The sequence below is a fragment of the Luteimonas dalianensis genome (assembly GCF_049339425.1).
Classification (GTDB): domain Bacteria; phylum Pseudomonadota; class Gammaproteobacteria; order Xanthomonadales; family Xanthomonadaceae; genus Luteimonas; species Luteimonas dalianensis.
Map to the genome: position 1 here is coordinate 64,685 of NZ_JBMPPO010000009.1, position 22,476 is coordinate 87,160.

Here is a 22,476-nt window from a genome sequence, read left to right on the forward strand (position 1 = left end):
CAGCCGTGACCCAGATCCGCCAGCAGGACTTCATCCAGTCCGTCGCCGACGCCCTGCAGTACATCAGCTATTACCACCCGGTGGACTACATCCGGAACCTGGCCGCCGCCTACGAGCGCGAGGAATCCCCGGCGGCGAAGGACGCCATGGCGCAGATCCTGATCAACTCGCGCATGTGTGCCGAGGGCCACCGGCCGATCTGCCAGGACACCGGCATCGTCACCGTGTTCCTGGAGATCGGCATGGACGTGACCTGGCCGGACGCCACCATGGGCATCGAGGACATGGTCAACGAGGGCGTGCGCCGGGCCTACAACCTGCCGGAGAACAAGCTGCGCGCCAGCGTGCTGGCCGATCCGGCCGGCGCGCGCCGCAATACCGGTGACAACACCCCGGCGATCGTCAATTTCAAGGTCGTTCCCGGCGGCAAGGTCGACGTGATCGTGGCCGCCAAGGGCGGCGGCTCGGAGGCGAAGTCGAAGTTCGCCATGCTCAACCCGTCCGACTCCATCGTCGACTGGGTGCTGAAGACGGTGCCGACCATGGGCGCGGGCTGGTGCCCGCCGGGCATGCTCGGGATCGGCATCGGCGGCACCGCGGAGAAGGCGATGCTGCTGGCCAAGGAGTCGCTGATGGAGCCGATCGACATCGTCGACCTCAAGGCCCGCGGCCCGTCCAACCGGCTGGAGGAAATGCGCCTGGAGATCTTCGACGGCGTCAACGCGCTGGGCATCGGCGCCCAGGGCCTGGGCGGCCTGACCACGGTGCTCGACATCAAGATAAAGGACTATCCGACCCACGCCGCGAACCTTCCGGTGGCGATGATCCCCAACTGCGCCGCCACCCGCCACGCGCACTTCACCCTGGACGGCAGCGGCCCGGTGATGCTGGATCCACCCTCGCTGGAGGACTGGCCGCAGATCACCTACGACGCGTCCAAGGGCCGCCGCGTGGATCTGGATACGGTCACCCGCGAGGACGTGGCCTCGTGGAAGCCGGGCGAGACCCTGCTGCTCAACGGCAGGCTGCTGACCGGCCGTGATGCCGCGCACAAGCGCATGGTCGACATGCTCAACAAGGGCGAGACGCTGCCGGTGGAGCTGGCCGGCCGCTTCATCTACTACGTCGGCCCGGTGGATCCGGTGGAGGGCGAGGTAGTCGGCCCGGCCGGCCCGACCACGGCCACGCGCATGGACAAGTTCACCGACCAGATCCTGTCGCAGACCGGCCTGCTGGGCATGGTCGGCAAGGCCGAGCGCGGGCCGGCGGCGATCGAGGCAATCCGGAAGCACGGCTCGGCGTACCTGATGGCCGTCGGCGGTTCGGCCTACCTGGTGTCCAAGGCGATCAAGGCGGCGAAGGTGGTCGCGTTCGAGGACCTGGGCATGGAGGCGATCTACGAGTTCACCGTGCAGGACATGCCGGTGACCGTGGCCGTCGACGCCAGCGGCGAGTCCGTGCACGAAACCGGCCCGCGCGAATGGCAGGCCCGCATCGGAAAGATCCCGGTCGTCGTCGCCTGAGTCAGTGCAGGAACTGGAGGCGGGCCAGTTCCGCGTACAGGCCGTCCTGGGCCAGCAGCTCGTCGTGGGTGCCTTCGGCCACGATCCGGCCCTGATCCATGACCACGATCCGATCCGCCTGCAGCACCGTGGCCAGGCGGTGGGCGATGACCAGGGTGGTGCGCCCGCGCATCAGGTTCTCCAGCGCGTGCTGCACCGCGCGTTCGCTCTGCGCGTCCAGCGCCGAGGTGGCTTCGTCCAGCAGCAGGATCGGCGCGTCGCGCAGCAGGGCGCGGGCGATCACCACCCGCTGCTGCTGGCCGCCGGACAGGCGCGTGCCGCGCTCGCCCAGTTCTTCGCCGTAGCCGGCGGGCAGGGAACTGATGAACTCGTGGGCCTCGGCCATGCGCGCGGCGGACTCGACTTCGGCGTCATCGGCCTCCAGCCGGCCGTAGCGGATGTTCTCGCGCGCGCTGGTGGCGAAGATGGTCGGCTGCTGCGGCACCAGCGCGATGTGGCCGCGCAGTTCGGCCGGATCCAGCTCGCGCACGTCCAGGCCGTCGATGCGCACCGCGCCCGCCTGCGGGTCGTGGAAGCGCAGCAGCAGGCCCAGCACCGTGCTCTTGCCGGCGCCCGAGGGCCCGACCAGCGCCACCGTCTCGCCCGGGCGCAGGTGCAGGCTGAAGTCGTCCAGCGCCGCCACCTCGGGCCTGGACGGGTAGTGGAAGCGAACCTGATCCATCACGATGTCGCCGCGCACCGGCACGGGCAGCGCACGCGGATGCTCGGGCGCGCGCAGCATCGGCGTTTCCACCAGCAGCTCGTTGATGCGGCCCATGCCGCCGGCCGCGCGCTGCAGCTCGTTCCACACCTCGGCCAGCGCGCCCACCGAGCCCCCGGCCAGCAGCGCGTAGAGCACGAACTGGCCCAGCGTGCCCGGGCTCATGCGCCCGGCCACCACGTCCTGCGCCCCCGACCACAGCACGATGGTGATGGCGCCGAAGATCAGGGTGATCGCGGCCGCGGTGACCACCGCCTGGGTGCCGATGCGGCGGCGCGCCGTGGCCACCGAAACCGCCACAGCCTCGGAGAAGCGCGAGCGTTCCCAGACCTCGCGGGCGTGGGCCTGCACGGTGCGGATCGCGCCCAGCGTTTCCGCGGCCAGGGTGTTGGCGTCGGCGATGCGGTCCTGGGCCGAGCGCGAGATCTTCTGCAGCCGGCGCCCGCCGAGCACGATCGGCAGTACGAACAGCGGGATCCCGACCAGCGTCCAGGCCGCCAGCCGCGGGCTGGTGACCACCATCATCGCCAGGCCGCCGAGCACGGTGATGACGCTGCGCAGGGCCACCGACATGCCCGAGCTGATCACCCCGCGCAGCAGCTCGGTGTCCGCCGACAGCCGCGAGACCAGCTCGCCGCTGCGGCTGCGCTCGAAGAAGTCCTGATCCAGCCCCACCAGGTGGCCGTACAGGCGCGTGCGCAGGTCGGCGATCACCCGTTCGCCCAGCAGCGAGACGAAGAAGAACCGCAGCGCGGTGGCCAGCGCCAGCGCCAGGGCGACGCCGAACAGCACCGCGAAGGCCATGTTGACGTTGGCCGCGTCGCTGAAGCCGCGGTCGATCATCAGCCGCACCGCCACCGGCAGGCTCAGGGTGGCGGTGGAGGAGGCCGCCAGCGCCAGCAGCCAGGCCACCAGCAGCCCGCGCTGGCGGGCCAGGAACGGCCCCAGCGTGCGCAGGACGCCGAGCTTCGCCTTCGCGGGTGCGGCATCTTCCGCGGGTGCGGGGCTGTCGGTCTGGGCGGGTTCGCTCATGGACTGGCTGGTCTTGGGGCGGGGCGCCGGGCCCGGCGCAAGCCGCACATTGTAGGAGTTGCGCGCTTCAGGCGTCTTCGAAGCGGATCCGGTCGCGGCTGGCGTCGCGCAGGTGGATCCTGAGCGGCTCCACCCGGGCCGCGGGCAGGCGCAGGTGGAAGCGGGCGCCGGCGGTGTCGAAGGATTCGGCCATCTTTTCCGCCTCGAACGCGTCCAGCGCCGCGTGAACCGCGCCCAGGTCTTCGAACTGCGCGTGCAGCGCGACTTCGGCGTATTCGACCAGCGGGCTGCGCGCGGCCTGGCGCAGGCATTCGGCCGCGGCGCCGCCGTAGGCGCGCACCAGGCCGCCGGCGCCGAGCTTGATGCCGCCGTACCAGCGGATCACCACCACCGCCACCTGGTCGAAGCCCTGGCCGTCGATGGCGGCCAGGATCGGGCGGCCGGCGGTACCCGCCGGTTCGCCGTCGTCGCTGGAGCGGTAGTCGTCGCCGACCCGCCAGGCCCAGCAGTTGTGGGTGGCCTCCGGCACGCTCACCGACTGCAGCCAGGCCATTGCTTCATCGGCGCCGGCCACCGCGGAGGCGCGGGCCAGGAAACGGCTGTGCTTGACCTCGATCTCATGCGAGGCGGGTGCGGCCAGCGTGTCCAGGGTCATTCGGACAGCAGCCCTTCCAGATCCCCGGGGAGGTCGAGGCCGGGATAGCGGCGCCGGTACTCGCGCAGGCTTTCGCGCGCGGCGTCCAGCTCGCCGGCCTCGCGCAGCTCGCGGATCCGGTCCAGCCAGGCGCGGCGGGCCTGAGGCGAATCCACGGTTGCCGGCGGCTCGTCGTCCAGGCCCTCGTGCTCGAACACGATGTCGCCCGCGGTGGCCCGGCTGGCCGCCGCCGTGGATTCGGGAGCGGGCGGTGCCGGCAGCGCTGCCCGCGCCGGGGCGGCCTGCCCGCTGGCGTCCTGGCGGATGCGCTCGCGGCCGATCGCGGTGTCCACCGGCAGTGCCGAAGGTTTGAACACGGGCTGGCGGTTTTCCGCCTGGCTGGCGGGTGCCGGTGGCGGCGCGGCGGCCGGGGTGGCAGCTGGAGCGGGCTGCGCAGGCGGGGCTGGAGCCGCCTGTGCTTCAGCGGACTCCTCCACCGAAGCCGGTTCGCTGGCCTTTTCTGGGACGGGCGGCGCGGCACGCATGGCGGCAGGCGCCGGTGGCGCCGGCTCGCGAACGGGCGGCGGCTCCACCGCAGGCTCACTGGCCGGCGGGGCCCCCGTTTCGTGGACCGGCGCCCCGTCTGCCTGTGCCGGTTCAAGGGGCGCGGGCGGCGGGGCGTCAAAAACCGCGGGCGGCCCTTCGCCGACCGCGGGCGCCACCGCATCGGGCGCCGGCCGCAGCTGCCAGGCAATGCCCACCGCGAGCGCAAGCGATGCCGCAACGCCGAGCGCGGCCGGCCAGCGGCGGCGGGTTCGGGGCCGGCGGGTGCCGGTAGTGCCTCCCGCCTGCACCGCCCGGCGCGCGCTGGCGAGGATGGCCGCGTCCACCGCGGGCGGCGGCCCCGCACGCGGCGTCGCCCGCGCCAGCGCATCGGCCAGTGCGCGTTCTTCCCGATCCAGCGGGTCGTGGTCGCGGCTCATGGGGCCAGTCTCGCGCGCAGCTTGTCCATTGCATAGCGCAGGCGGGATTTCACCGTTTCCCTGCCCACGCCCGTGATTTCACCGATCTGCTCCAGGGTCAGCTCCTGCTGCAGGCGCAGCAGCAGCACTTCGCGCTGCTCGTCCGGCAGCTCCTCCAGTGCCAGCGCCAGCCTGCGGCGCTCTTCGAACCCGGACAGGGTGCGCTCGGGCGTGTCGTCGTCGGGTACACGCGCCACCCGCTCGTCTGCATCGGCCGGGGCCGGCGGCCGGTGGCGGCGCGCCCGCCAGTGGTCGGCCAGGCGGTTGCGGGCAATCCGGTACAGCCAGGTGGCGAATGGCGCATCGGGCTGCCAGCCGCTGCGCGCGCTGACTACCCGCTGCCAGACGTCCTGGAACACCTCGTCGGCCAGCCCGGGGTTGCGCAGCTGCCCGAGCAGGAACCGGTACAGGCGCTCGCGGTGGCGCCCGTACAGCTGTTCGAAGGCTGCGGGGTCGCCTCCGGCATAGGCCAGCATCAGCGTCTCGTCGTCGGGCGCCTGCTGGAGCGTGGCGGCGGGGGCGGGATCCTTCACCGGTGGCAGGTTAAGCGCTGGCCGCGGGAAGGTGAAGCTTGCCGGCGCGCCGGGGCGGGAAAGAACGGTTGCCGGGACGTTCATGGACACGCCAACGGCTGCGGGCGGAGAACGGGGTTTGCCTGTTTTGCCGTGACCAGCCGTTACCATAAGGTGCGGCATGGGGGATCCGGTGCGGGATGGAGCGAAAGTTGATGATGGGCAGTCCGTCGGCGGGCGGGGATGCGGCCGGGACGCTGGTCGAGGCGCTGGCAGCGCTGCTGCCGGCCGGCGCGGGGGTGGCGCTGGCCTGGGCGGACGGCACCGGAGCGGTCGAGCAGGTTGCCGCCGGCACCCCCGGCGAGGCCCTGCTGCTGCGGGCTGCCGAGCGGGCCGCGGGCGGGAAGCTGGACGCTGCCGGGGCCCGGGGGCTGGATCTGGTCTGGGAGGATGAGGCGCTCCGGGTGGTGGTGATGTCCGACGCCGGCGCGGACGTGCCGGCCGGGATTGCCGCGCGCTGGCAGCGGCTGGCGCCCGGGCTCATCGAGACGTTCGTACGCGCCGAGCGCGCATCGGGCCAGGTGCGGGCGCTGCGCAAGTCCGAGCAGCTGCAGCAGGCCCTGTACGAGATTTCCGACCTGTCCGGCTCGCAGCTGGAAATGGACGAGATGCTCGCGCGCATCCACGCCGTGGTCGGCTCGCTCATGTGGGCGGCCAACTTCTACATCGTGCTCCATGACGGCGACAGGCAGGTGCTGCGGTTCCTGTACTTCGTCGACCAGTTCGACCCGTGGCAGTACGACCCCGGGGAGGAGATCAAGCTGGATCGCCTGCCGGCGAGCCTGACTGTGGCGCTGCTGCGCGACGGCAGGGCGCACAGGGGCAGCTCGATATCCGTCCGCAAGGCGCTGCAGGTGCCGCACGACCCCAGCCAGGGCCCCGACAGCGCGGCCTGGCTCGGGGTTCCGATGCGTCGCGACGGCGTGGTGGGCGGGGCGATCGTCGTCCAGAACTACGACCATGCGTACAGCTATTCCGATGAAGACCGGGCGCTGCTGGAATACGTGGCCCAGCACATCCTGACCGCCGTGGATCGGCGCCAGGCGCGCGAGGAGCTCGAGCGCCGGGTCGACGAGCGCACCCTGGAACTGCAGCGGGCCAATGCCGTGCTGCAGGCGGAGATCGACGAGCGGCAGCGTTCGGAGCGGCTGCAGCGGGTGCTGTTCCGGATCAGCGAGCTGTCGGTGACGGCGGCGAGCCTGGAGCGCTTCTACGCCGATGTGCACGGGCTGGTGGACGGCCTGCTGTACGCCAGGAATTTCTACGTGGCGACGCTGTCGCCGGACGGCGAACGGATCGAGTTCCCGTACTCGGTGGACGAGCGTGATCCGGTGCGCTCGTCGCGCGGGCTGACCAAGGGGCTGACCGAGTACGTGATCCGCTGCGGCACCGCGCTGCTGGCCGACCGGGAGGCGATCAGCCGGCTGGAGACCACTGGTGAACTGGTCAATCGCGGCGCGCTGTCCCACAGCTGGCTGGGCGTGCCGCTGGAACTGGACGGAATCGTGGTGGGCGTGATCGCGGTGCAGAGCCATTCGCCGGATATCCACTTCGAGCAGCGCGACCAGGAACTGCTGACCTTCATCGCCCAGCACATCGGCAGCGCGCTGTCGCGCAAGCGCGCGCAGGACTCGCTGCGGGCGGCGCACGCCGAGCTCGAGTTCCGGGTGGAGGCGCGCACGCGCGAGCTGAGGGAGGCCAACCGCGAGCTGCGTGCGCAGGTCGGTGAGCGCATGCGCGCCGAACAGCGCCTGCTCGACCAGGCCCGCCACGACGACCTCACCGGACTGCCCAATCGCGCCCACCTGCTGGAGAAGCTGGACGCGGCGATCACCCACATGCACGAGCCGGGATCGATCCCGTTCAGCGTGCTGTTCATGGATCTGGATCGCTTCAAGCTGGTCAACGACAGCGCCGGCCATGCCGCCGGCGACGACATGCTGATCGAGGCCGGGCGCCGGGTGCGGCGCGCGCTCAATGCCAACGATACGGTCGCCAGGCTGGGCGGCGACGAGTTCGCGGTGCTGCTGGAGAACGTGGCCACGACCGATGCCGCCGAGTCGGTGGCCGCGCGCCTGCTGCGCGAGCTTTCGCGGCCGGTGTGGATCGCCGGGCGCGAACTGTTTCCTTCGGCCAGCATCGGGATCTCGGTGTGGCAGCCGCGCTACCGCTACGGCGAGGAAATGATCCGCGACGCCGACGCCGCCATGTACCGGGCCAAGGAGCGCGGGCGGGCGCGCAGCGCGGTGTTCGACGAGGCCATGCGCGCCGAGGCCACGCGCTTGCTGGACCTGGAGGCGGATCTGCGCCGGGCGATCAACACCGATGCGTTCGAGCCCTGGTTCCAGCCCATCGTGCGGCTGGCGACCGGCGAGGTGGCCGGCTACGAGGCGCTGCTGCGCTGGAACCACGAGATCCGCGGGGTGCTGCTGCCGGCCGACTTCATCGGCGTGGGCGAGGACAGCGGCCTGATCGAACAGGTGGACTGGCTGCTCTACCAGCACGTGGCCCGGCAGCTGCGGCTGCTGCCGAGCGGCTACGTGTCCATCAACGTGTCGCCGCGGCACTTCCATTCCGACGATTTCGCCGAGCGGCTGCTGGCGCTGCTGGACGGGGAAGGGGTGGATCCGGGCCGGCTGCGGATCGAGATCACCGAGGTGGCGCTGCTCGATGACGCCCCGCGCGCCCTGCGCACGCTCAACACCCTGGGCGAGCGTGGGGTGGTGGCGCTGCTGGATGATTTCGGTACCGGGTTTTCCGCGCTGTCCTACCTGCACCGGTTCCCGATCCAGTCGCTCAAGATCGACCAGAGCTTCGTCGCCGGCCTGGACGGCGAGGCGCGCACCGAAAGCCTGGCCCTGGTGCGGGCGATCCTGGCCCTGGCCGGCACCATCGGCATCCAGACCATCGCCGAGGGCGTGGAGACGCCGCGCCAGCAGGAGGTGCTGCTGCAGCTGGGCTGCCAGTTCGGGCAGGGGTTCCTGTTCGGGCGGCCGGCGCCGCTGGGGGAGGGCGCGGGCGGGGTGTCCGACAGGCTGCGCGCTGCCGCGGATCAGGACGGCTTCAGCGCGGTGGGGACGTAGCCGGCATCCCGGGAGCGGCGGCCGCGACCTCTACCCCTTGATCACCAGCAAACGCGGCTCGGTCATATCCTCGATTGCGTAGCGCACGCCCTCGCGGCCCAGGCCCGAGGCCTTGACCCCGCCGTAGGGCATGTTGTCGACGCGGAAGCTGGGCACGTCGCCAACGATGACGCCGCCGACCTCGAGCCGATCCCAGGCCCGCATGGCGTGCTCCAGGCTGGCGGTGAACACGCCGGTCTGCAGGCCGAAGTCGCCGGCGTTGACGATGGCCAGCGCCTGGTCGAAGTCGTCGAACGGCTGCAGGCAGGCAACTGGGCCGAAGACCTCCTTGCGGTACAGGTCGCAGTCGGGCGGCACGCCTTCCATCAGCGTGGCCGGCACCATGTTGCCCTCGCGCGGGCCGCCGGCCAGGCGCCTGGCGCCGCCGTCGACCGCCTCTTCGATCCAGGATTCGATGCGTTCGGCCGCGCCGGTATCGATCACCGGGCCGATGAAGGTCTGCTCCTCGCGCGGATCGCCCATGCGCAGGCCGGCGACCTTCTTCTTGAGCCTGCGCCGCACCTGCTCGTACAGCTCGCGGTGGACGAGCACGTGCTGCACGCCGATGCAGCTCTGCCCGGACTGGTAGAACGCGCCGAACGCCAGCCGATCGACCAGCTGCGCCAGATCCACGCCCGGATCCGCGTCGACGATGCAGCTGGCATTGCCGCCCAGCTCCAGGGTGACCTTCTTGCGCCCGGCCTGGGCCTTCAGATCCCAGCCGATCATCCCGCCGGTGAAGCTGAGCAGGCCGATGCGCTCGTCCTCGACCAGCAGCGCGGCGTCGTCGTTGCTGCAGGGCATGATCGAGAACGCGCCGCGAGGCAGGTCGGTTTCGGCCAGCACCTGGCCGATGATCAGCGCGCCGACCGGCGTCTTGGCGGCCGGCTTGAGCACAAACGGGCAGCCGGCCGCGATCGCGGGCGCGACCTTGTGCGCGACCAGGTTGAGCGGAAAGTTGAACGGGGTGATGAAGCTGCACACGCCGATGGGCACGCGCTTGACCATGCCGCGGTAGCCGCGGGTGCGCTCGGAGATCTGCAGCTCGATGGTTTCGCCCTCCGCCCGCGTGGCCTCGCCGGCAGCGATGCGGAAGGTGTCGATCAGCCGGTCGACCTCGCCTCGGGCGTCGTTGATCGGCTTGCCGGCCTCGATGCACAGCGCCAGCGCCAGCTCCTCGTAGCGTTCGCCGAAGCGGCGCACGCAGTGTTCGAGCACGTCGCGGCGCGCGTCCGGGGGGAAGTCCTGCATCGGGCCGCGGGCGCGGTGGGCGGCGGCAATCGCCTTGCGCACAGCTGCCGTATCGGCGAATGCCACCCGCGTGGCGATGCGCCCGGTGTACTTGTTGCGCACTTCCAGGTCGGCATTGGCCGCCACCGGCGCGTTGGCCAGGTAGTAGGGATAGCTGTCGGACAGGCTGCCGCGCAAGCGCTTGTTGGTGGTCTTCTTCTTCGCCATCAGGATGGTTCCCGTATCAGCAGACGCTTACTGGATTGCCGCGCTCAGGCGGGGGATGTCCTCGTTGAGGATGCGGTCGTCGTCGGAATAGTCGATCGGCACTTCCACCAGATCCACCCCGGGGCGGTCGAGCACCTCGCTCAGCAGCGGGGCAAAGGCCTCGGCCGACTCCACCCGGTGCCCGCGCGCGCCGTAGCTTTCCGCATACTTCACGAAGTCCGGGTTGCCGTAGTCCATGCCGAATTCCGGATAGTCCTCGTGCGCCTGCTTCCACTTGATCATGCCGTAGGCATCGTCGCGCAGCACGATCACCGTCAGATCCAGGCCCAGCCGCACCGCGGTCTCCAGCTCCTGCGAGTTCATCATGAAGCCGCCGTCGCCGCACACCGCGACCACGCGCCGATCCGGATGCACCATCCGCGCCGCCATCGCCGAAGGCAGGCCGGCGCCCATCGAGGCCAGGGCGTTGTCCAGCAGCAGGGTATTCGGCTGCCGGCAGCGGAAGTTGCGTGCGAACCACAGCTTGTACAGGCCGTTGTCCAGGCAGGTGATGTCCGCGGGCCCGAGCACCTGCTGCATGTCCGCCACCAGGCGCTGGCTGACCATCGGGAAGCGGTCGTCTTCGGCCCGATCGCGCAGGTGCCCGGCCAGCGCCGAGCGCGCGCGGTCGAAGCAGCCGAAGTCCCAGTGCTGCTGCGGCTCCAGCGCCTCGGCCAGCTGCCACACCGCGTTGGCAATGTCGCCGACCACCTCCACCTGCGGGAAGTACACCGGGTCGACCACGGCGCTGGAGTAGTTGACGTGGATCACCGTGCGCCGGCCCTCGCGCATGAAGAACGGCGGCTTCTCGATCACGTCGTGGCCGATGTTGATGATGCAGTCGGCCTCGTCGATGGCGCGGTGGACGAAGTCATGATCCGACAGCGCCGCCGTTCCCAGCCACAGCGGGTGGGTCTCGTCGATCACGCCCTTGCCCATCTGGGTGCTGAAGAAGGGGATGGCGAGCTTGTCGATGAAGGCGGCCAGCATGCGCGAGGTCGTCCTGCGATTCGCTCCGGCGCCCACCATCAGCAGCGGGCGCCGGGCCTGGCGGATGGCGGCGGCCGCGCGCTCGATCGCCTTGTGTTCGGCCAGCGGCCGGCGCGAGTGTGAAGCGGGGATCAGCCTTGCATCGGTCTGGTCGCCGGCGATGTCCTGCGGCAGCTCGAGGTGGGTGGCGCCGGGGCGCTCCTCCTCCGCCCGGCGCAGCGCCTCGCGTACCCGCGCGGGGATGATGTCCGCGGACACGATCTGGCGGGTGTACTTGGTGAGCGGATCCATCATCGCCACCACGTCCACGATCTGGAACTGGCCCTGGCGGCTGGTGCGGATGGGTTTCTGGCCGGTGATCATCAGCATCGGCATCGCCCCCAGCTGGGCGTAGGCGGCCGCGGTGACCAGGTTGGTCGCGCCGGGCCCGAGCGTGGCCAGGCACACGCCGGCACCGCCGGTCAGCCGTCCCACCGTGGCGGCCATGAATCCTGCGGCCTGCTCGTGGCGGGTCAGTACCAGCCGGATCTTCGAGGTGCGCAGTGACTCGACGAGGTCGAGGTTCTCCTCGCCCGGCACGGCGAACACATACTCAACGCCGCCGTCTTCGAGCCCGGCGACAAACAGGTCGGACGCTTTGGACATGATGGAGATGGCCCTGATGCAGGACGTCCCACCATAGGCCGCGCCGCGTGATCACCAGGCGATGACCTCCCCCGTAGGAGCGCGTCTTACGCGCGAAGCTGCGTGACATCGATCTACGCCGCGCGGCTTCGGACAGGCCGTCGTAACCGGCGCTTGCCCGCATGCCAGGATTCACGCGGCTTCGCGCGTAAGACGCGCTCCTACAGCACTTCCAGCTTCAGCGTGCCGTCGGGCAGGCGTGCGGCCACTACGTCGCCGGGCTGCACGTCGTCCACTTTGCGCACCACCTGGCCATCCTCCCGCTGCACGATCGCGTAGCCGCGGGCCACGGTGGCCAGCGGGCTCACCGCTTCCAGCGCGCGGGCGATGCCGGCCAGCTTCAGGGCGTCGCGTTCCAGCTGGCGGGGGAGAGCGGCGTGCAGGCGCGGACGCAGGTCGGCCAGCCGCTCACCCAGCACAGCCAGGCGCCGCCGCGGCGCGTGCGCGCGCAGGATCCCCTGGGCATGGCGCATCGCCGCCTGCCGGCGCTCGAGCCGAACCATGAAGGCGGCCTGCAGCCGGCGGGCCGCCTGCTGCTTGCGCTGGCGCAGCGCCTCCAGCCGCGCCTGCGGCCGCAGCGCGTGCAGCCGCAGCGCGGCGCGGTCGGCGCGCTGGGCGGCCTGCGCCATCGCGTGGCTGCCCAGCGTCAGCAGCCGCCGCTGGTGCGCGCGCAGCTTCGCCTGCAGCTCCGCGCCGTCGGGCACCAGCAGCTCGGCCGCCGCCGAGGGCGTCGGCGCGCGCAGGTCGGCGGCGAACTCGACCAGGCTGAAGTCGGTTTCGTGGCCGATCGCGGCCACCACCGGCACCGGCGAGGCCGCCACCGCGCGCGCCAGGGTTTCGTCGTTGAACGCCCACAGGTCTTCCAGCGAACCTCCGCCGCGGGTGAGCAGCAGCGCGTCGTAGCGCCCGCTGGTGCCCGCACTGCGCAGCATCTGCACGATCTGCGCCGCCGCGCCTTCGCCCTGCACCGGCACCGGCAGCACGTCCACCTCCAGCAGCGGGAAGCGGCGGCCGATCACGCTCAGCACGTCGCGCACCGCCGCGCCGCTGGGCGAGGTGATCACCCCGAGCCGGCGCACGTGGGCGGGCAGGGGACGCTTGCGCTCCGCATCGAACAGGCCTTCGGCCTGCAGCTTCGCCTTCAGCTCCTCGAACGCCCGCCGCAGCGCGCCCTCACCGGCCTCTTCCAGCGAGTCGAGTACCAGCTGGTAGTCGCCGCGCGCCTCGTACAGGGTGAGCCGCCCGCGTGCCAGCACCTTCAGCCCCTCGCGCGGCTGGAACTTCAGCCAGGTGCTCTTGGGCCGGAACATCGCGCAGCGCACCTGCGCCCGCGCGTCCTTGAGGGTGAAGTACAGGTGCCCGGACGCCGGCCGCGCCACGTTGCCCAGCTCGCCCTCCACGAACACCAGTGGAAACGTGTCCTCCAGCAGGCTCCGGGCCAGGGTGTTGAGCTGGGAGGGGCTGAGGATCTCGCCGGTGACCGCGTCGTTCATCGGCACAGGATAGACCGTGGCCCGCCGCGGCCAAAGGCGGCCGCGTCCGCGGTGGGCGACAATGGGCGCTCCAGTCCGCCCCTACGGAATCCACGCATGAAGCCTTGCGCCCTGTTGCTCTCCGCCAGCCTGTCCGCCCTTGCGCTTGCCGCCTGCGGCGCCGCGCCGCAGCCCGCCGCGGAAACCGGCTCCATCGCCGTGGCCGAGCCCTCCGCCGGCGCCGGCGTTGATGCCGCCGAGGCCGTGCGTGTCGAAGGCCTCGCCATCCACGACCCCTGGCTGCGCCAGCCGCCGCCTTCCGCGCGGGTCTCCGCCGGCTACCTGCGGATCGACAACTCCGGGGCCGAAGCCGACCGCCTGATGGCGGTGGAAACCGGTGCCGCCGGGCGGGTCGAGATCCACGCGATGGAGGAAGTGGACGGCGTGATGCGCATGCGCAAGGTCGAGGGCGGGCTGGACATCCCCGCCGGCGGCCACGTGGCCCTGCAGCCGGGCGGCTACCACCTGATGCTGATGGAGCCGCGCGAAGGCCTCCAGGCCGGCCAGCAGGTCGATGCGGCGCTGGTGTTCGAGCGCGCCGGCCGGGTGGAGCTGACCTTCGACGTGCGCCCGCCCGGCGCCGGGGCGGGCGGCCACGGTGACGGCCACGGCCACTGAGCGATCAGGCCGCCATGCCCGGCGGCACGGCTGTCATGCGCCGTTGTCCCGCCGCCGGTAAAATGCCGCCATGTCCGCAGAACCGCACTCCATTTCCCCGGTCGGGGCTCCTCCCTGTCATGACGCCGTCGCGGCGGCCCACGGGCCGGCCCCGCGCCGGGCCACCCGCCAGGTCATGATCGGCGGCGTCGCCGTGGGCGGCGACGCGCCGGTGGTGGTGCAGTCGATGACCAACACCGACACCGCCGACGTGGCCGGCACGGCGAAGCAGATCGCCGCGCTGTGGCGCGCCGGCTCGGAGCTGGTGCGGATCACGGTCAACAACCCCGAATCGGCCGCGGCGGTGCCGCGGATCGTGGAGCGGCTGGCGATGCAGGGCGTGGAGGTGCCGATCATCGGCGACTTCCACTACAACGGCCACCAGCTGCTGGCCGCCGAGCCGGCCTGCGCCGAGGCGCTGGCCAAGTACCGGATCAATCCTGGCAACGTCGGCTTCGGCAAGAAGAAGGACACCCAGTTTGCGCAGCTGATCGAGTTCGCGATCAAATACGGCAAGCCGGTGCGCATCGGCGCCAACTGGGGTTCGCTGGATCAGTCTCTGGCGGCCGCGCTGATGGACGACAACGCGCAGCGCGCCGAGCCCTGGGACGCGGGGCGGGTGCTGCGCGAGGCGCTGATCCGCTCGGCGCTGGATTCGGCCGAACGCGCGGTGGAGCTGGGACTGGGCCGCGAGCAGATCGTGCTCAGCGCCAAGGTCAGCGGGGTGCAGGAGCTGGTCGCCGTGTACCGCGACCTGGCCACGCGCTCGGACTTCGCCCTGCACCTGGGCCTGACCGAGGCCGGCATCGGCAGCAAGGGCATCGTCGCCTCCAGCGCCGCGCTGGCGGTGCTGATGCAGGAGGGCATCGGCGACACCATCCGCATCTCCCTCACGCCCGAACCCGGCGCGCCGCGCACCACCGAGGTGGTGGTGGCGCAGGAGCTGCTGCAGACGATGGGCCTGCGCGCGTTCACCCCGATGGTCACCGCCTGCCCGGGCTGCGGCCGCACCACCAGCGAGTTCTTCCAGGAGCTGGCCAAGGTGGTGCAGGAGCACGTGCGGGCGAAGATGCCGGAGTGGAAGATCAGCCACCCGGGTGCGGAGAACATGACCCTGGCGGTGATGGGCTGCGTGGTTAACGGGCCGGGCGAATCGCGCCACGCCAATATCGGCATCTCGCTGCCGGGCACCGGCGAGGCGCCGTCGGCGCCGGTGTTCGAGGACGGAAAGAAGACCGTGACCCTGCGCGGGGAGAACATCGGCCGCGAGTTCGTGGAGCTGGTGGACGCCTACGTCGAGCGCAACTACGGCCGCGGCGCGCAGGCCGACTGAGGCAGGCTGTCCGCCGCACCTTGCTGCGGCGCAGTATCGACATCCGCGGCTGCAAGTGTAGAGTCGGACGTGGCGGGTCGCGGCATGGCCGCGTGTCGCCCGGTGGAGGGGGACCATCGGTTGTTGGATGTCGAGTGTGCACATCCGGCCACCGGCCGGTGTGCATGGGCAGGTCTCTTCCAACCGGGGATACAACATGTCACGACTCACGAAGTGGTCGGTCGCCGCGCTCGCGCTGGTGGCCGCGGCCGCCGCAGCCAGCGGCATTGCATTCACTCCCGAAGGCCGGTCACTGGCCGGCTTCGCCCTGTCCGGGCCAGGGGCGCTCCACGCGGCGGCAGGCGCTGCCGGTGGCGCCGCGCCGCCAGCGGTTCCCGGGGCTCCCGCAGCGCGGACGGCGCCCACGCCAAGCGACGGCATCCATATCGTCGTCTTCCGCGAACCGGCCCTGGGCGCCTATCGCGGCGAGATCAGCGGCCTTGCCGCGCCGCAGCGGATCGAGGGCCTGCGCGGCAAGGCGCGGCTGGATCGGCGCAGCCCCGAGGCGCGCCGCTACGTGGACTACCTGCGCGAGCGCCAGGTGCGGTTCGAGCGCGACATCTCCAGCCGCATCGGCCGCCCGCTGGCGGTGGAGGCGCGCATGCAGCACGCGGTCAACGGCATCGTCGCCGAGCTGACGGTGGCCGAGGCCGACCGCGTGCGGGCGCTGCCGGAGGTGCTGTTCGTCGAGGAGTACCGCGAGTACGAGATCGACACCGACACCGGCCCGGCGCTGGTCGGCGCGCCGGCGGTCTGGGATGGCAGCAATCCGGGCGCGCCGGCCGGCTATCAGGGCGAGGGCATGGTGTTCGGCATCCTCGATTCGGGCATCAACTTCGGCAGCCCGTCGTTTGCGGGCGTCGATCCGGTCGACGGGCACCAGCATGTCAACCCGCTGGGCGACGGCAGCTACCTGGGCACCTGCGCCCCGGGCGGGGTCGACCAGGGGCGCTGCAATGCCAAGCTGATCGGCGGTTACAACTTTGTCTGCGGGCCGCCGGCCAACCTGTGCGGCGTGGCCAACATCCGCGAGGAGCCCGGGTTCGGTGACAGCAACGGCCACGGCACCCACGTGGCGGGCACGGTCGCCGGCAACCGCAGCGACGTTGAGTATCGCGGCCTGCCGCTGCGCATTTCCGGGGTGGCGCCGCGCGGCAACATCGTCGCCTTCGACATCTGCTACACCAATGTGGCCACCGGCCAGGGCCTGTGCCCCAACGTGTCCGCGGTCGCGGCGGTCAACCAGGCCGTCGCGGATGGCGTGGTGGACGTGATCAACTATTCGATCGGCGGTGGCTCCCAGCCCTGGAGCGAGGCGGTCTCGATGGCGTTCCTGTCGGCGGTGGACGCGGGCATCTTCGTTGCCGCATCGGCCGGCAACAGCGGCCCGGGGCCGAACACCATGGGCCACCTGGAGCCGTGGGTGTCGTCCACGGCCGCGGCCCAGCACGGGCGCGGCGGCATCAGCTTCCTGCTGCAGGTGACCGGCCCGCAGCCGGTTCCCGAGCCGCTGGCCCCGGTGCTGCTCAACGAGGGCGCGGGCGGCACGGCGCATACCGCCACCATCCCCGGGTCGACCCCGCTGGTGGTGAGCGACGGTTTCAACGGCGGCAGCGACGGCTGCGCGGCGTATCCGGCCGGCACCTTCGACGGGGCGATCGCGGTCGTGCGCCGTGGCAGCTGCCCGTTCACCGACAAGGCCAACAACGCCGCGGCCGCGGGTGCGCTGGCGGTGGTGGTGTCCAACAACGACACCCCCGGGCTGATTCCTTCGGTGCCCGGCGCGGTGGTGCCGGTGTTCGGGGTCAACATGGCCGATGGCGACGCCCTGCGCGACTTCGCCTGGGCCAACCCGGCTGCGACCGCCATGATCGGGTTCCCGGCGGTCGGACTGCCCAATACCGCCGACGCGCTGGCGGCATTCAGCTCGCGCGGGCCGGCCGGCAGCTTCGACCTGGTCAAGCCGGATGTCACCGCGCCCGGCGTGCAGATCCTCGCCGCCGACGCGGGCGACACCATCACCGGCTTCGAGGACCTGCTGGGCCTGAAGAGCGGCACCTCGATGGCCTCGCCGCACCAGGCCGGCGCGGCCGGGCTGGTGCGCCAGGCGCGGCCGGACTGGACGGTGCCCGAGGTCAAGTCGGCGCTGGCGATGACCGCCGAGCCGGAGGTCTACCTGGAGGACGAGGTGACGCCGGCCACGCCGTTCGCCATGGGCACGGGGCGGATCCGCGTGGATCGTGCGATCAACGCCGGGCTGGTGATGGATGAAACCGCGGACAACTACTTCGCGGCCAATCCGGCCACCGGTGGCGACGTGTCCGCGCTCAACCAGCCGGGCCTGGCCAGCACCAGCTGCTTCACCAGCTGCACCTTCGAGCGCACCTTCCGCAGCACCCTGGATCAAGAGCAGCGCTGGCGGCTGCAGCTGGAAGGCGTGCCCGGCACCATCTCGCCGCGAACCATCCGGGTTCCCGCGGGCGGTTCGGTCACGGTCGAGGTGACGGTCAACAGCCGCCGGATGCCCGGTGACGGCAGCTGGAACTTCGGCGCGCTGTTGCTGGAGCCCGTCGCAATGGGTCGCAACACGCAGCCGACCCCGGCGCTGCGGCTGCCGGTGGCGGTCTCGGTGCCTCCGCCCGCGATCGAACTGCCGGAACTGCTCCAGGCCAGCGTGGCCAGCGGACGGATCGGCACCACCAGCGGCACGGTGGCCAACATCGGCGGCTCGATCCTGGAGTTCTCGGTCGACAACACCGGCGCTGCGGGCATGATGCCCGCGAACGCCGCGCGCGGCGCCGTCAACAGCGGCTACAACAGCTCGGTCCTGGTCGACAACGCCGCCCAGCCCGCGCTCTTCGCCGCCGATGACTTCACCCTGTCGGGCGAAACCACGCTGACGTCGATCCAGGTCGAAGGCTTCGTCGCCACCTCGTCCAGGCTGACCGCGATGGCGAGCGCGCTGTCGTGGAGCATCTTCCCCGATGCGGGTGGTGTTCCGGCGGGCAATCCGTACAGCTCGCCGGGGGCGGCGGCGTGGAGCTACAGCGCCCCGCCAACGGGTTCGGGAATCACCATCACCGGCACCGGCCAGATCAACAACATCGCGCTCGATCTGGGCCAGGCTGGCCAGGATGTGGTGCTGCCGGCCGGCCGCTACTGGCTGGTCGTCCACGCCCATGCGCCGACCGCCTACCGGTGGCTGTGGTTCGCCTCCAACGACGGCAGCGATGGCCTGATGACCATCGCCCTCGCGCCCTCGGGTGCCGGAACCTGGGCGCCAGCCACGGCGTTCAGCGGACTGGCGATGCGCATCGAGGGCAGCGTGCCGTGCGGCGCGCCCTGGATCGGCTCGGTGACGCCGGGGGCGGGCAGGGTCGCGCCTGACGAGTCGCGCGCGCTGCGCGTGCGGGTCAGCGCGGCGGGCCTGTCGCCGGGCACGTACCGGGGCAACGTGTGCGTGGCCAGCAACGATCCGGTCACGCCGAAGGCGGCGGCACCGGTCCGGCTCGACGTGGTTCCGTAACCGGCTGCCAGGAAACGATGCGGCCCCGGCCATGTGCCGGGGCCGCGTTGTTTCCGGCCCGGCCGCGGGAGCGGCCTATTCCGCGGGCTTGTTGGCCGCCGGGGTGGCGCCGGTGACCGGCCGCCGCTTGCGGCGGGCGATGGCGGCCTCGCGGTGGGCGATGTAGCCGTTGGCGCCCAGGATGATGGCGGCGCCGGCGATCGTCCACGCGTCCAGCGCTTCGGCAAACAGCAGCCAGCCCAGCAGGGCCACGATCGGCAGCTGCAGGAAGCTGATCGGCGACAGCGCGCTCACGTCGCCCAGGTTCAGCGCCCGTGTCCAGAACATGTGCCCGCCCGTGCCCAGCACGCCGGCGCCGACCAGCCACAGCCAGGTGATGCCGGTCGGCCATTCCCACACCGCCAGCGCGGCCGGCAGCGACATCGGCACCCACAGGATCGTTGTCCAGATCACGATGCGGTCGGCCGGCTCGAGGCGGGTGAGCTGCTTGATCTGGATCGCCACCACCGCGCTGATCACCGCGCCGGTCACCGCCACCATGCTGCCCCAGCTGAATCCGTCCGTGCCCGGGCGCACGATCACCAGCACGCCGATGAAGCCGGCCACCACCGCGCTCCAGCGCCGGGCGCGCACCTGTTCGCCCAGCCACAGCGCCGCGGCAATGGTCACGAACAGCGGCGAGGAATACGACAGCGACACCGCGTGCGCCAGCGGCAGGTTGGCGATGGCCCAGAACCCGCACAGCATCGCCAGGGTGCCGAGCACGCAGCGCAGCACGTAGCGCGGCAGCTGGGTGGTGCGCAGCAGGCCGATGCCGTGCAGGCGCAGCAGCGGCAGCGCCGCAAGCATGCCGAACAGCGAGCGGAAGAACGCCACTTCGAACGCGTGCACCTGTTCGGACGCCAGCCGGATCGCAAGCACCATCAGCGCGAACAGCACGGTGCTCAGGAGCATCAGCGCCGCCGCGCGCATGGGTACGGGCAGGCTCACCAGCGGTCACCGATGATCCGTGGCTCCGGCTCCAGGGCGACATCGAAGCGGGCGCGTACCGACGCGGCGATGCGCCGGGCCAGGCCCAGCAGTTCGGCCCCGCTTGCGCCGCCGTGGTTGACCAGCACCAGCGCGTGGCGGTCGGAGACGCCGGCGTCGCCGTCGCGGTGGCCCTTCCAGCCGCAGGCGTCGATCAGCCATGCGGCCGACAGCTTGCGGCTGGCGTCGTCCGCGCCCGGGAACACCGGCAGCGAGGGGTGTTCGCGCTGCAGCCCTTCGGCCAGTGCCAGCGGCACGATCGGATTCTTGAAAAAGCTCCCCGCGTTGCCCAGCACCGCCGGGTCGGGCAGCTTGCTGCGCCGCACCCGGCACACTGCCTCGGCCACCTGGGAGGCGGTGGGAGAGGCGATTCCCATGCGCGACAGCTCCTCGACGATCCCGGCGTAGCCCAGCCGCAGTTCGGGCGTGCGCGGGAGGCGGAACTCGACCGCGGTCACCACCCAGCGCTCCGGCTCATGCTTGAACCGGCTGTCGCGGTAGGCGAAGGCGCAGTCGTTGGCGGGCAGGCGCACCAGCGCACCGGCCGTACGGTCGAACGCCTCCACCACGTGGATGCGCTCGCGCACCTCGACGCCGTAGGCGCCGATGTTCTGGATCGGCGCCGCGCCGACCGTGCCCGGAATCAGGGCCAGGTTCTCCAGCCCGGCCAGGCCCTGGCCCAGCGTCCACAGCACGAACGCGTGCCACTCGACGCCGGCTTCGGCGCGCACCAGTGCCCTCGCGCTGTCGTCTTCGACGATGCGGATGTCCTGGCCGTCCAGCGCCAGCACCACCCCGGGCGGATCGCCGGCAAACAGCAGGTTGCTGCCGCCGCCGAGCACCAGCACCGGGCCGTCGCGCAGCATCGCGTTGGCGAACAGCTCCGGCAGGGTCGCGGCGTCGCGCACCTCCACCAGCATGTCGGCGTGGGCCTGGACGCCGAAGGTGTTGCGCGCGCGCAGGGGCGCGCGTTCGGCCAGCCGCCAGGTGCTGCTCATGGCTGCCTCACAGCGGCGGCAGGTTGCCGCGGCTGGGGGCTTCCTTGCGGCGCCGGATGGCCTCCACGCACTCCCCGACCAGCGCCGGCCCGCGGTAGACCAGGCCGGTGTAGCACTGCACCAGGCTGGCGCCGGCGGCCATCTTCTTGACCGCGTCGGCCCCGGACAGGATCCCGCCCACGCCCACCAGCGGAATCGATTCGGGCAGGCGCGTGCGCAGCATCCGCAGCACGGTGGTCGACTTGTTCATCAGCGGCGCGCCCGACAGACCGCCCGTCTGCCGCGACAGCGGATGATCCTGCACGCTGATCCTGGAGACGGTCGTGTTGGTGGCGACCACCCCGTCCACCTCCAGTTCGGTCAGCACCCGGGCAGCGGCCTCCACGTCGTCGTCGGTGAGGTCGGGCGCGACCTTCACCAGCATCGGCACGCGCCTGCCGTGCTGGCTGCCCAGGCGCTCCTGCGCCTCGCGCAGGGTGGCCACCAGGCGCCGCAGCGCCTGTTCCTCCTGCAGCTCGCGCAGGCCGGCGGTGTTGGGCGAGGAGATATTGACGGTCAGGTAGTCGGCCAGCGGATAGACCCGCTCCATGCAGTGCAGGTAGTCCTCGTGCGCCGACTCGTTGGGGGTGTCCCTGTTCTTGCCGATGTTGATGCCCAGCAGCCCCGGGCCGCTGCGCCTGGCGCGCGACACGTTGCGTACCAGCGCATCCACGCCATCGTTGTTGAAGCCCAGGCGGTTGATGATCGCCTGGTGCCGGGGCAGGCGGAACATGCGCGGCTTCGGATTGCCCTCCTGCGGCCTGGGCGTGACCGTGCCGACCTCCACGAAGCCGAAGCCCAGCGCCAGCAGCGCGTCGACATGGCTGCCGTTCTTGTCCAGGCCCGCGGCCAGGCCCACTGGATTGGGGAAGTCCAGGTCGAAGGCATGCACGGGAAAGGTGGCCCGCGTCCTTCCGGCGAGCCCGAGGGTGCCCGTGCGCCAGCCGGCCTGCAGCGCGGCCAGGCCGAGCCCGTGCGCGCGTTCGGCGTCCAGGCGGAAGAGCAGGGCGCGTGCCAGCGGATACATGTCAGAGCACCAGGCCCAGCCAGGCCAGGCCGCCGAGGAAGAACAGCACCGCCATCACTCCCAGCAGCCACAGGCCGAGCATCAGGTAGCCCAGCACCAGCCCGGCCACCGCCATGCCGTCGCCGTCATGGCGCTCGGGCGCGCGCCGGATTTCCGCCCGTGCCAGGTGCCCGGTCACCACCGCCACCACGCTGGCCAGCAGCGGAACCGGCAGCACCCCGAGGATGCCCGAGACCAGGCTGATGATGGCCAGGGCGCTGGTCTGCCGGTGCTGGACGTTCATGGCGCGGAGCTCTGCGTTGACAGTTGAGGGCGGCGGGGGGGGGGGGGGGGGGGGGGGGGGGGGGGGGGGGGGGGGGGGGGGGGGGGGGGGGGGGGGGGGGAGGGGGGGGGGGGGGGGGGGGGGGGGGGGGTGGGGGGGTGGGGGGGGGGGGGGGGGGGAGGGGGGGGGGGGGGGGGG

General features: G+C 71.7%; 16 protein-coding genes. 5 read left to right on the forward strand and 11 right to left on the reverse strand.

Annotated elements, in window-relative coordinates; all coding sequences use genetic code 11:
• Nucleotides 1-5 precede the first annotated feature (5 nt).
• Entirely contained in the window at nt 6-1,523 is a 1,518-nt protein-coding gene (locus tag ACOZ90_RS13575) for a fumarate hydratase (protein WP_422894181.1), read from the forward strand.
• A gap of 1 nt (nt 1,524) precedes the next feature.
• Here ACOZ90_RS13575 and ACOZ90_RS13580 read toward each other — a convergent pair whose 3' ends face one another.
• The 4 genes from ACOZ90_RS13580 to ACOZ90_RS13595 form a co-directional block, all read right to left on the reverse strand.
• On the reverse strand, nt 1,525-3,315 hold the full coding sequence (locus tag ACOZ90_RS13580; protein WP_422894182.1) for an ABC transporter transmembrane domain-containing protein: 1,791 nt from the start codon (nt 3,313-3,315) through the stop codon (nt 1,525-1,527).
• 67 nt (nt 3,316-3,382) lie between these two features.
• Complete coding sequence (locus tag ACOZ90_RS13585) at nt 3,383-3,970, reverse strand: IMPACT family protein (protein WP_422894183.1); 588 nt, start codon at nt 3,968-3,970, stop codon at nt 3,383-3,385.
• Entirely contained in the window at nt 3,967-4,932 is a 966-nt protein-coding gene (locus tag ACOZ90_RS13590; RefSeq protein ID WP_422894184.1) for a hypothetical protein, read from the reverse strand. The genes ACOZ90_RS13585 and ACOZ90_RS13590 overlap by 4 nt, the downstream gene beginning before the upstream one ends.
• Entirely contained in the window at nt 4,929-5,504 is a 576-nt protein-coding gene (locus ACOZ90_RS13595; protein WP_422894185.1) for an RNA polymerase sigma factor, read from the reverse strand. The genes ACOZ90_RS13590 and ACOZ90_RS13595 overlap by 4 nt, the downstream gene beginning before the upstream one ends.
• A gap of 179 nt (nt 5,505-5,683) precedes the next feature.
• Between ACOZ90_RS13595 and ACOZ90_RS13600 the strand changes: the two genes are divergently transcribed.
• Nucleotides 5,684-8,626, forward strand: a complete 2,943-nt coding sequence (locus ACOZ90_RS13600; RefSeq protein WP_422894186.1) for an EAL domain-containing protein — start codon at nt 5,684-5,686, stop codon at nt 8,624-8,626.
• A gap of 30 nt (nt 8,627-8,656) precedes the next feature.
• On the opposite strand, the gene ACOZ90_RS13605 is transcribed toward ACOZ90_RS13600, so the two are convergent.
• The 3 genes from ACOZ90_RS13605 to xseA all read right to left on the reverse strand — a co-directional run bounded on the left by ACOZ90_RS13605 (nt 8,657) and on the right by xseA (nt 13,329).
• Nucleotides 8,657-10,123 (reverse strand): aldehyde dehydrogenase family protein, encoded by a 1,467-nt coding sequence (locus tag ACOZ90_RS13605; protein WP_422894187.1) that lies wholly within the window; start codon nt 10,121-10,123, stop codon nt 8,657-8,659.
• A gap of 27 nt (nt 10,124-10,150) precedes the next feature.
• The gene (locus tag ACOZ90_RS13610; protein WP_422894188.1) at nt 10,151-11,797 is read right to left on the reverse strand and encodes an acetolactate synthase large subunit; all 1,647 of its coding nucleotides are present in this window, start codon (nt 11,795-11,797) and stop codon (nt 10,151-10,153) included.
• A 200-nt stretch (nt 11,798-11,997) separates the two neighbouring features.
• Nucleotides 11,998-13,329, reverse strand: coding sequence for an exodeoxyribonuclease VII large subunit (gene xseA / locus ACOZ90_RS13615; protein ID WP_422894189.1), 1,332 nt, complete (start codon nt 13,327-13,329; stop codon nt 11,998-12,000).
• A gap of 96 nt (nt 13,330-13,425) precedes the next feature.
• Between xseA and ACOZ90_RS13620 the strand changes: the two genes are divergently transcribed.
• The 3 genes from ACOZ90_RS13620 (at nt 13,426) to ACOZ90_RS13630 (ending at nt 18,923) form a co-directional block, all read left to right on the forward strand.
• The gene (locus tag ACOZ90_RS13620) at nt 13,426-13,986 is read left to right on the forward strand and encodes a copper chaperone PCu(A)C (protein ID WP_422894190.1); all 561 of its coding nucleotides are present in this window, start codon (nt 13,426-13,428) and stop codon (nt 13,984-13,986) included.
• A gap of 70 nt (nt 13,987-14,056) precedes the next feature.
• Nucleotides 14,057-15,358 (forward strand): flavodoxin-dependent (E)-4-hydroxy-3-methylbut-2-enyl-diphosphate synthase, encoded by a 1,302-nt coding sequence (ispG, locus tag ACOZ90_RS13625; RefSeq protein WP_422894191.1) that lies wholly within the window; start codon nt 14,057-14,059, stop codon nt 15,356-15,358.
• Nucleotides 15,359-15,554: 196 nt separating this feature from the next.
• Nucleotides 15,555-18,923 carry a S8 family serine peptidase gene (locus ACOZ90_RS13630; RefSeq protein WP_422894192.1) on the forward strand — a complete coding sequence of 1,123 codons (3,369 nt, stop codon included), beginning with the start codon at nt 15,555-15,557 and terminating at the stop codon, nt 18,921-18,923.
• A gap of 75 nt (nt 18,924-18,998) precedes the next feature.
• Here ACOZ90_RS13630 and ACOZ90_RS13635 read toward each other — a convergent pair whose 3' ends face one another.
• The 4 genes from ACOZ90_RS13635 to ACOZ90_RS13650 are packed head-to-tail and all read right to left on the reverse strand — an operon-like array spanning nt 18,999 to nt 22,299.
• Nucleotides 18,999-19,895, reverse strand: a complete 897-nt coding sequence (locus ACOZ90_RS13635; protein ID WP_422894197.1) for a DMT family transporter — start codon at nt 19,893-19,895, stop codon at nt 18,999-19,001.
• Between the two features lie 14 nt (nt 19,896-19,909).
• Complete coding sequence (gene murB / locus ACOZ90_RS13640; protein ID WP_422894193.1) at nt 19,910-20,950, reverse strand: UDP-N-acetylmuramate dehydrogenase; 1,041 nt, start codon at nt 20,948-20,950, stop codon at nt 19,910-19,912.
• Between the two features lie 7 nt (nt 20,951-20,957).
• Complete coding sequence (locus tag ACOZ90_RS13645) at nt 20,958-22,016, reverse strand: quinone-dependent dihydroorotate dehydrogenase (RefSeq protein ID WP_422894194.1); 1,059 nt, start codon at nt 22,014-22,016, stop codon at nt 20,958-20,960.
• Nucleotide 22,017: 1 nt separating this feature from the next.
• Nucleotides 22,018-22,299, reverse strand: coding sequence for a DUF4190 domain-containing protein (locus ACOZ90_RS13650; RefSeq protein WP_422894195.1), 282 nt, complete (start codon nt 22,297-22,299; stop codon nt 22,018-22,020).
• Nucleotides 22,300-22,476 lie beyond the last annotated feature (177 nt).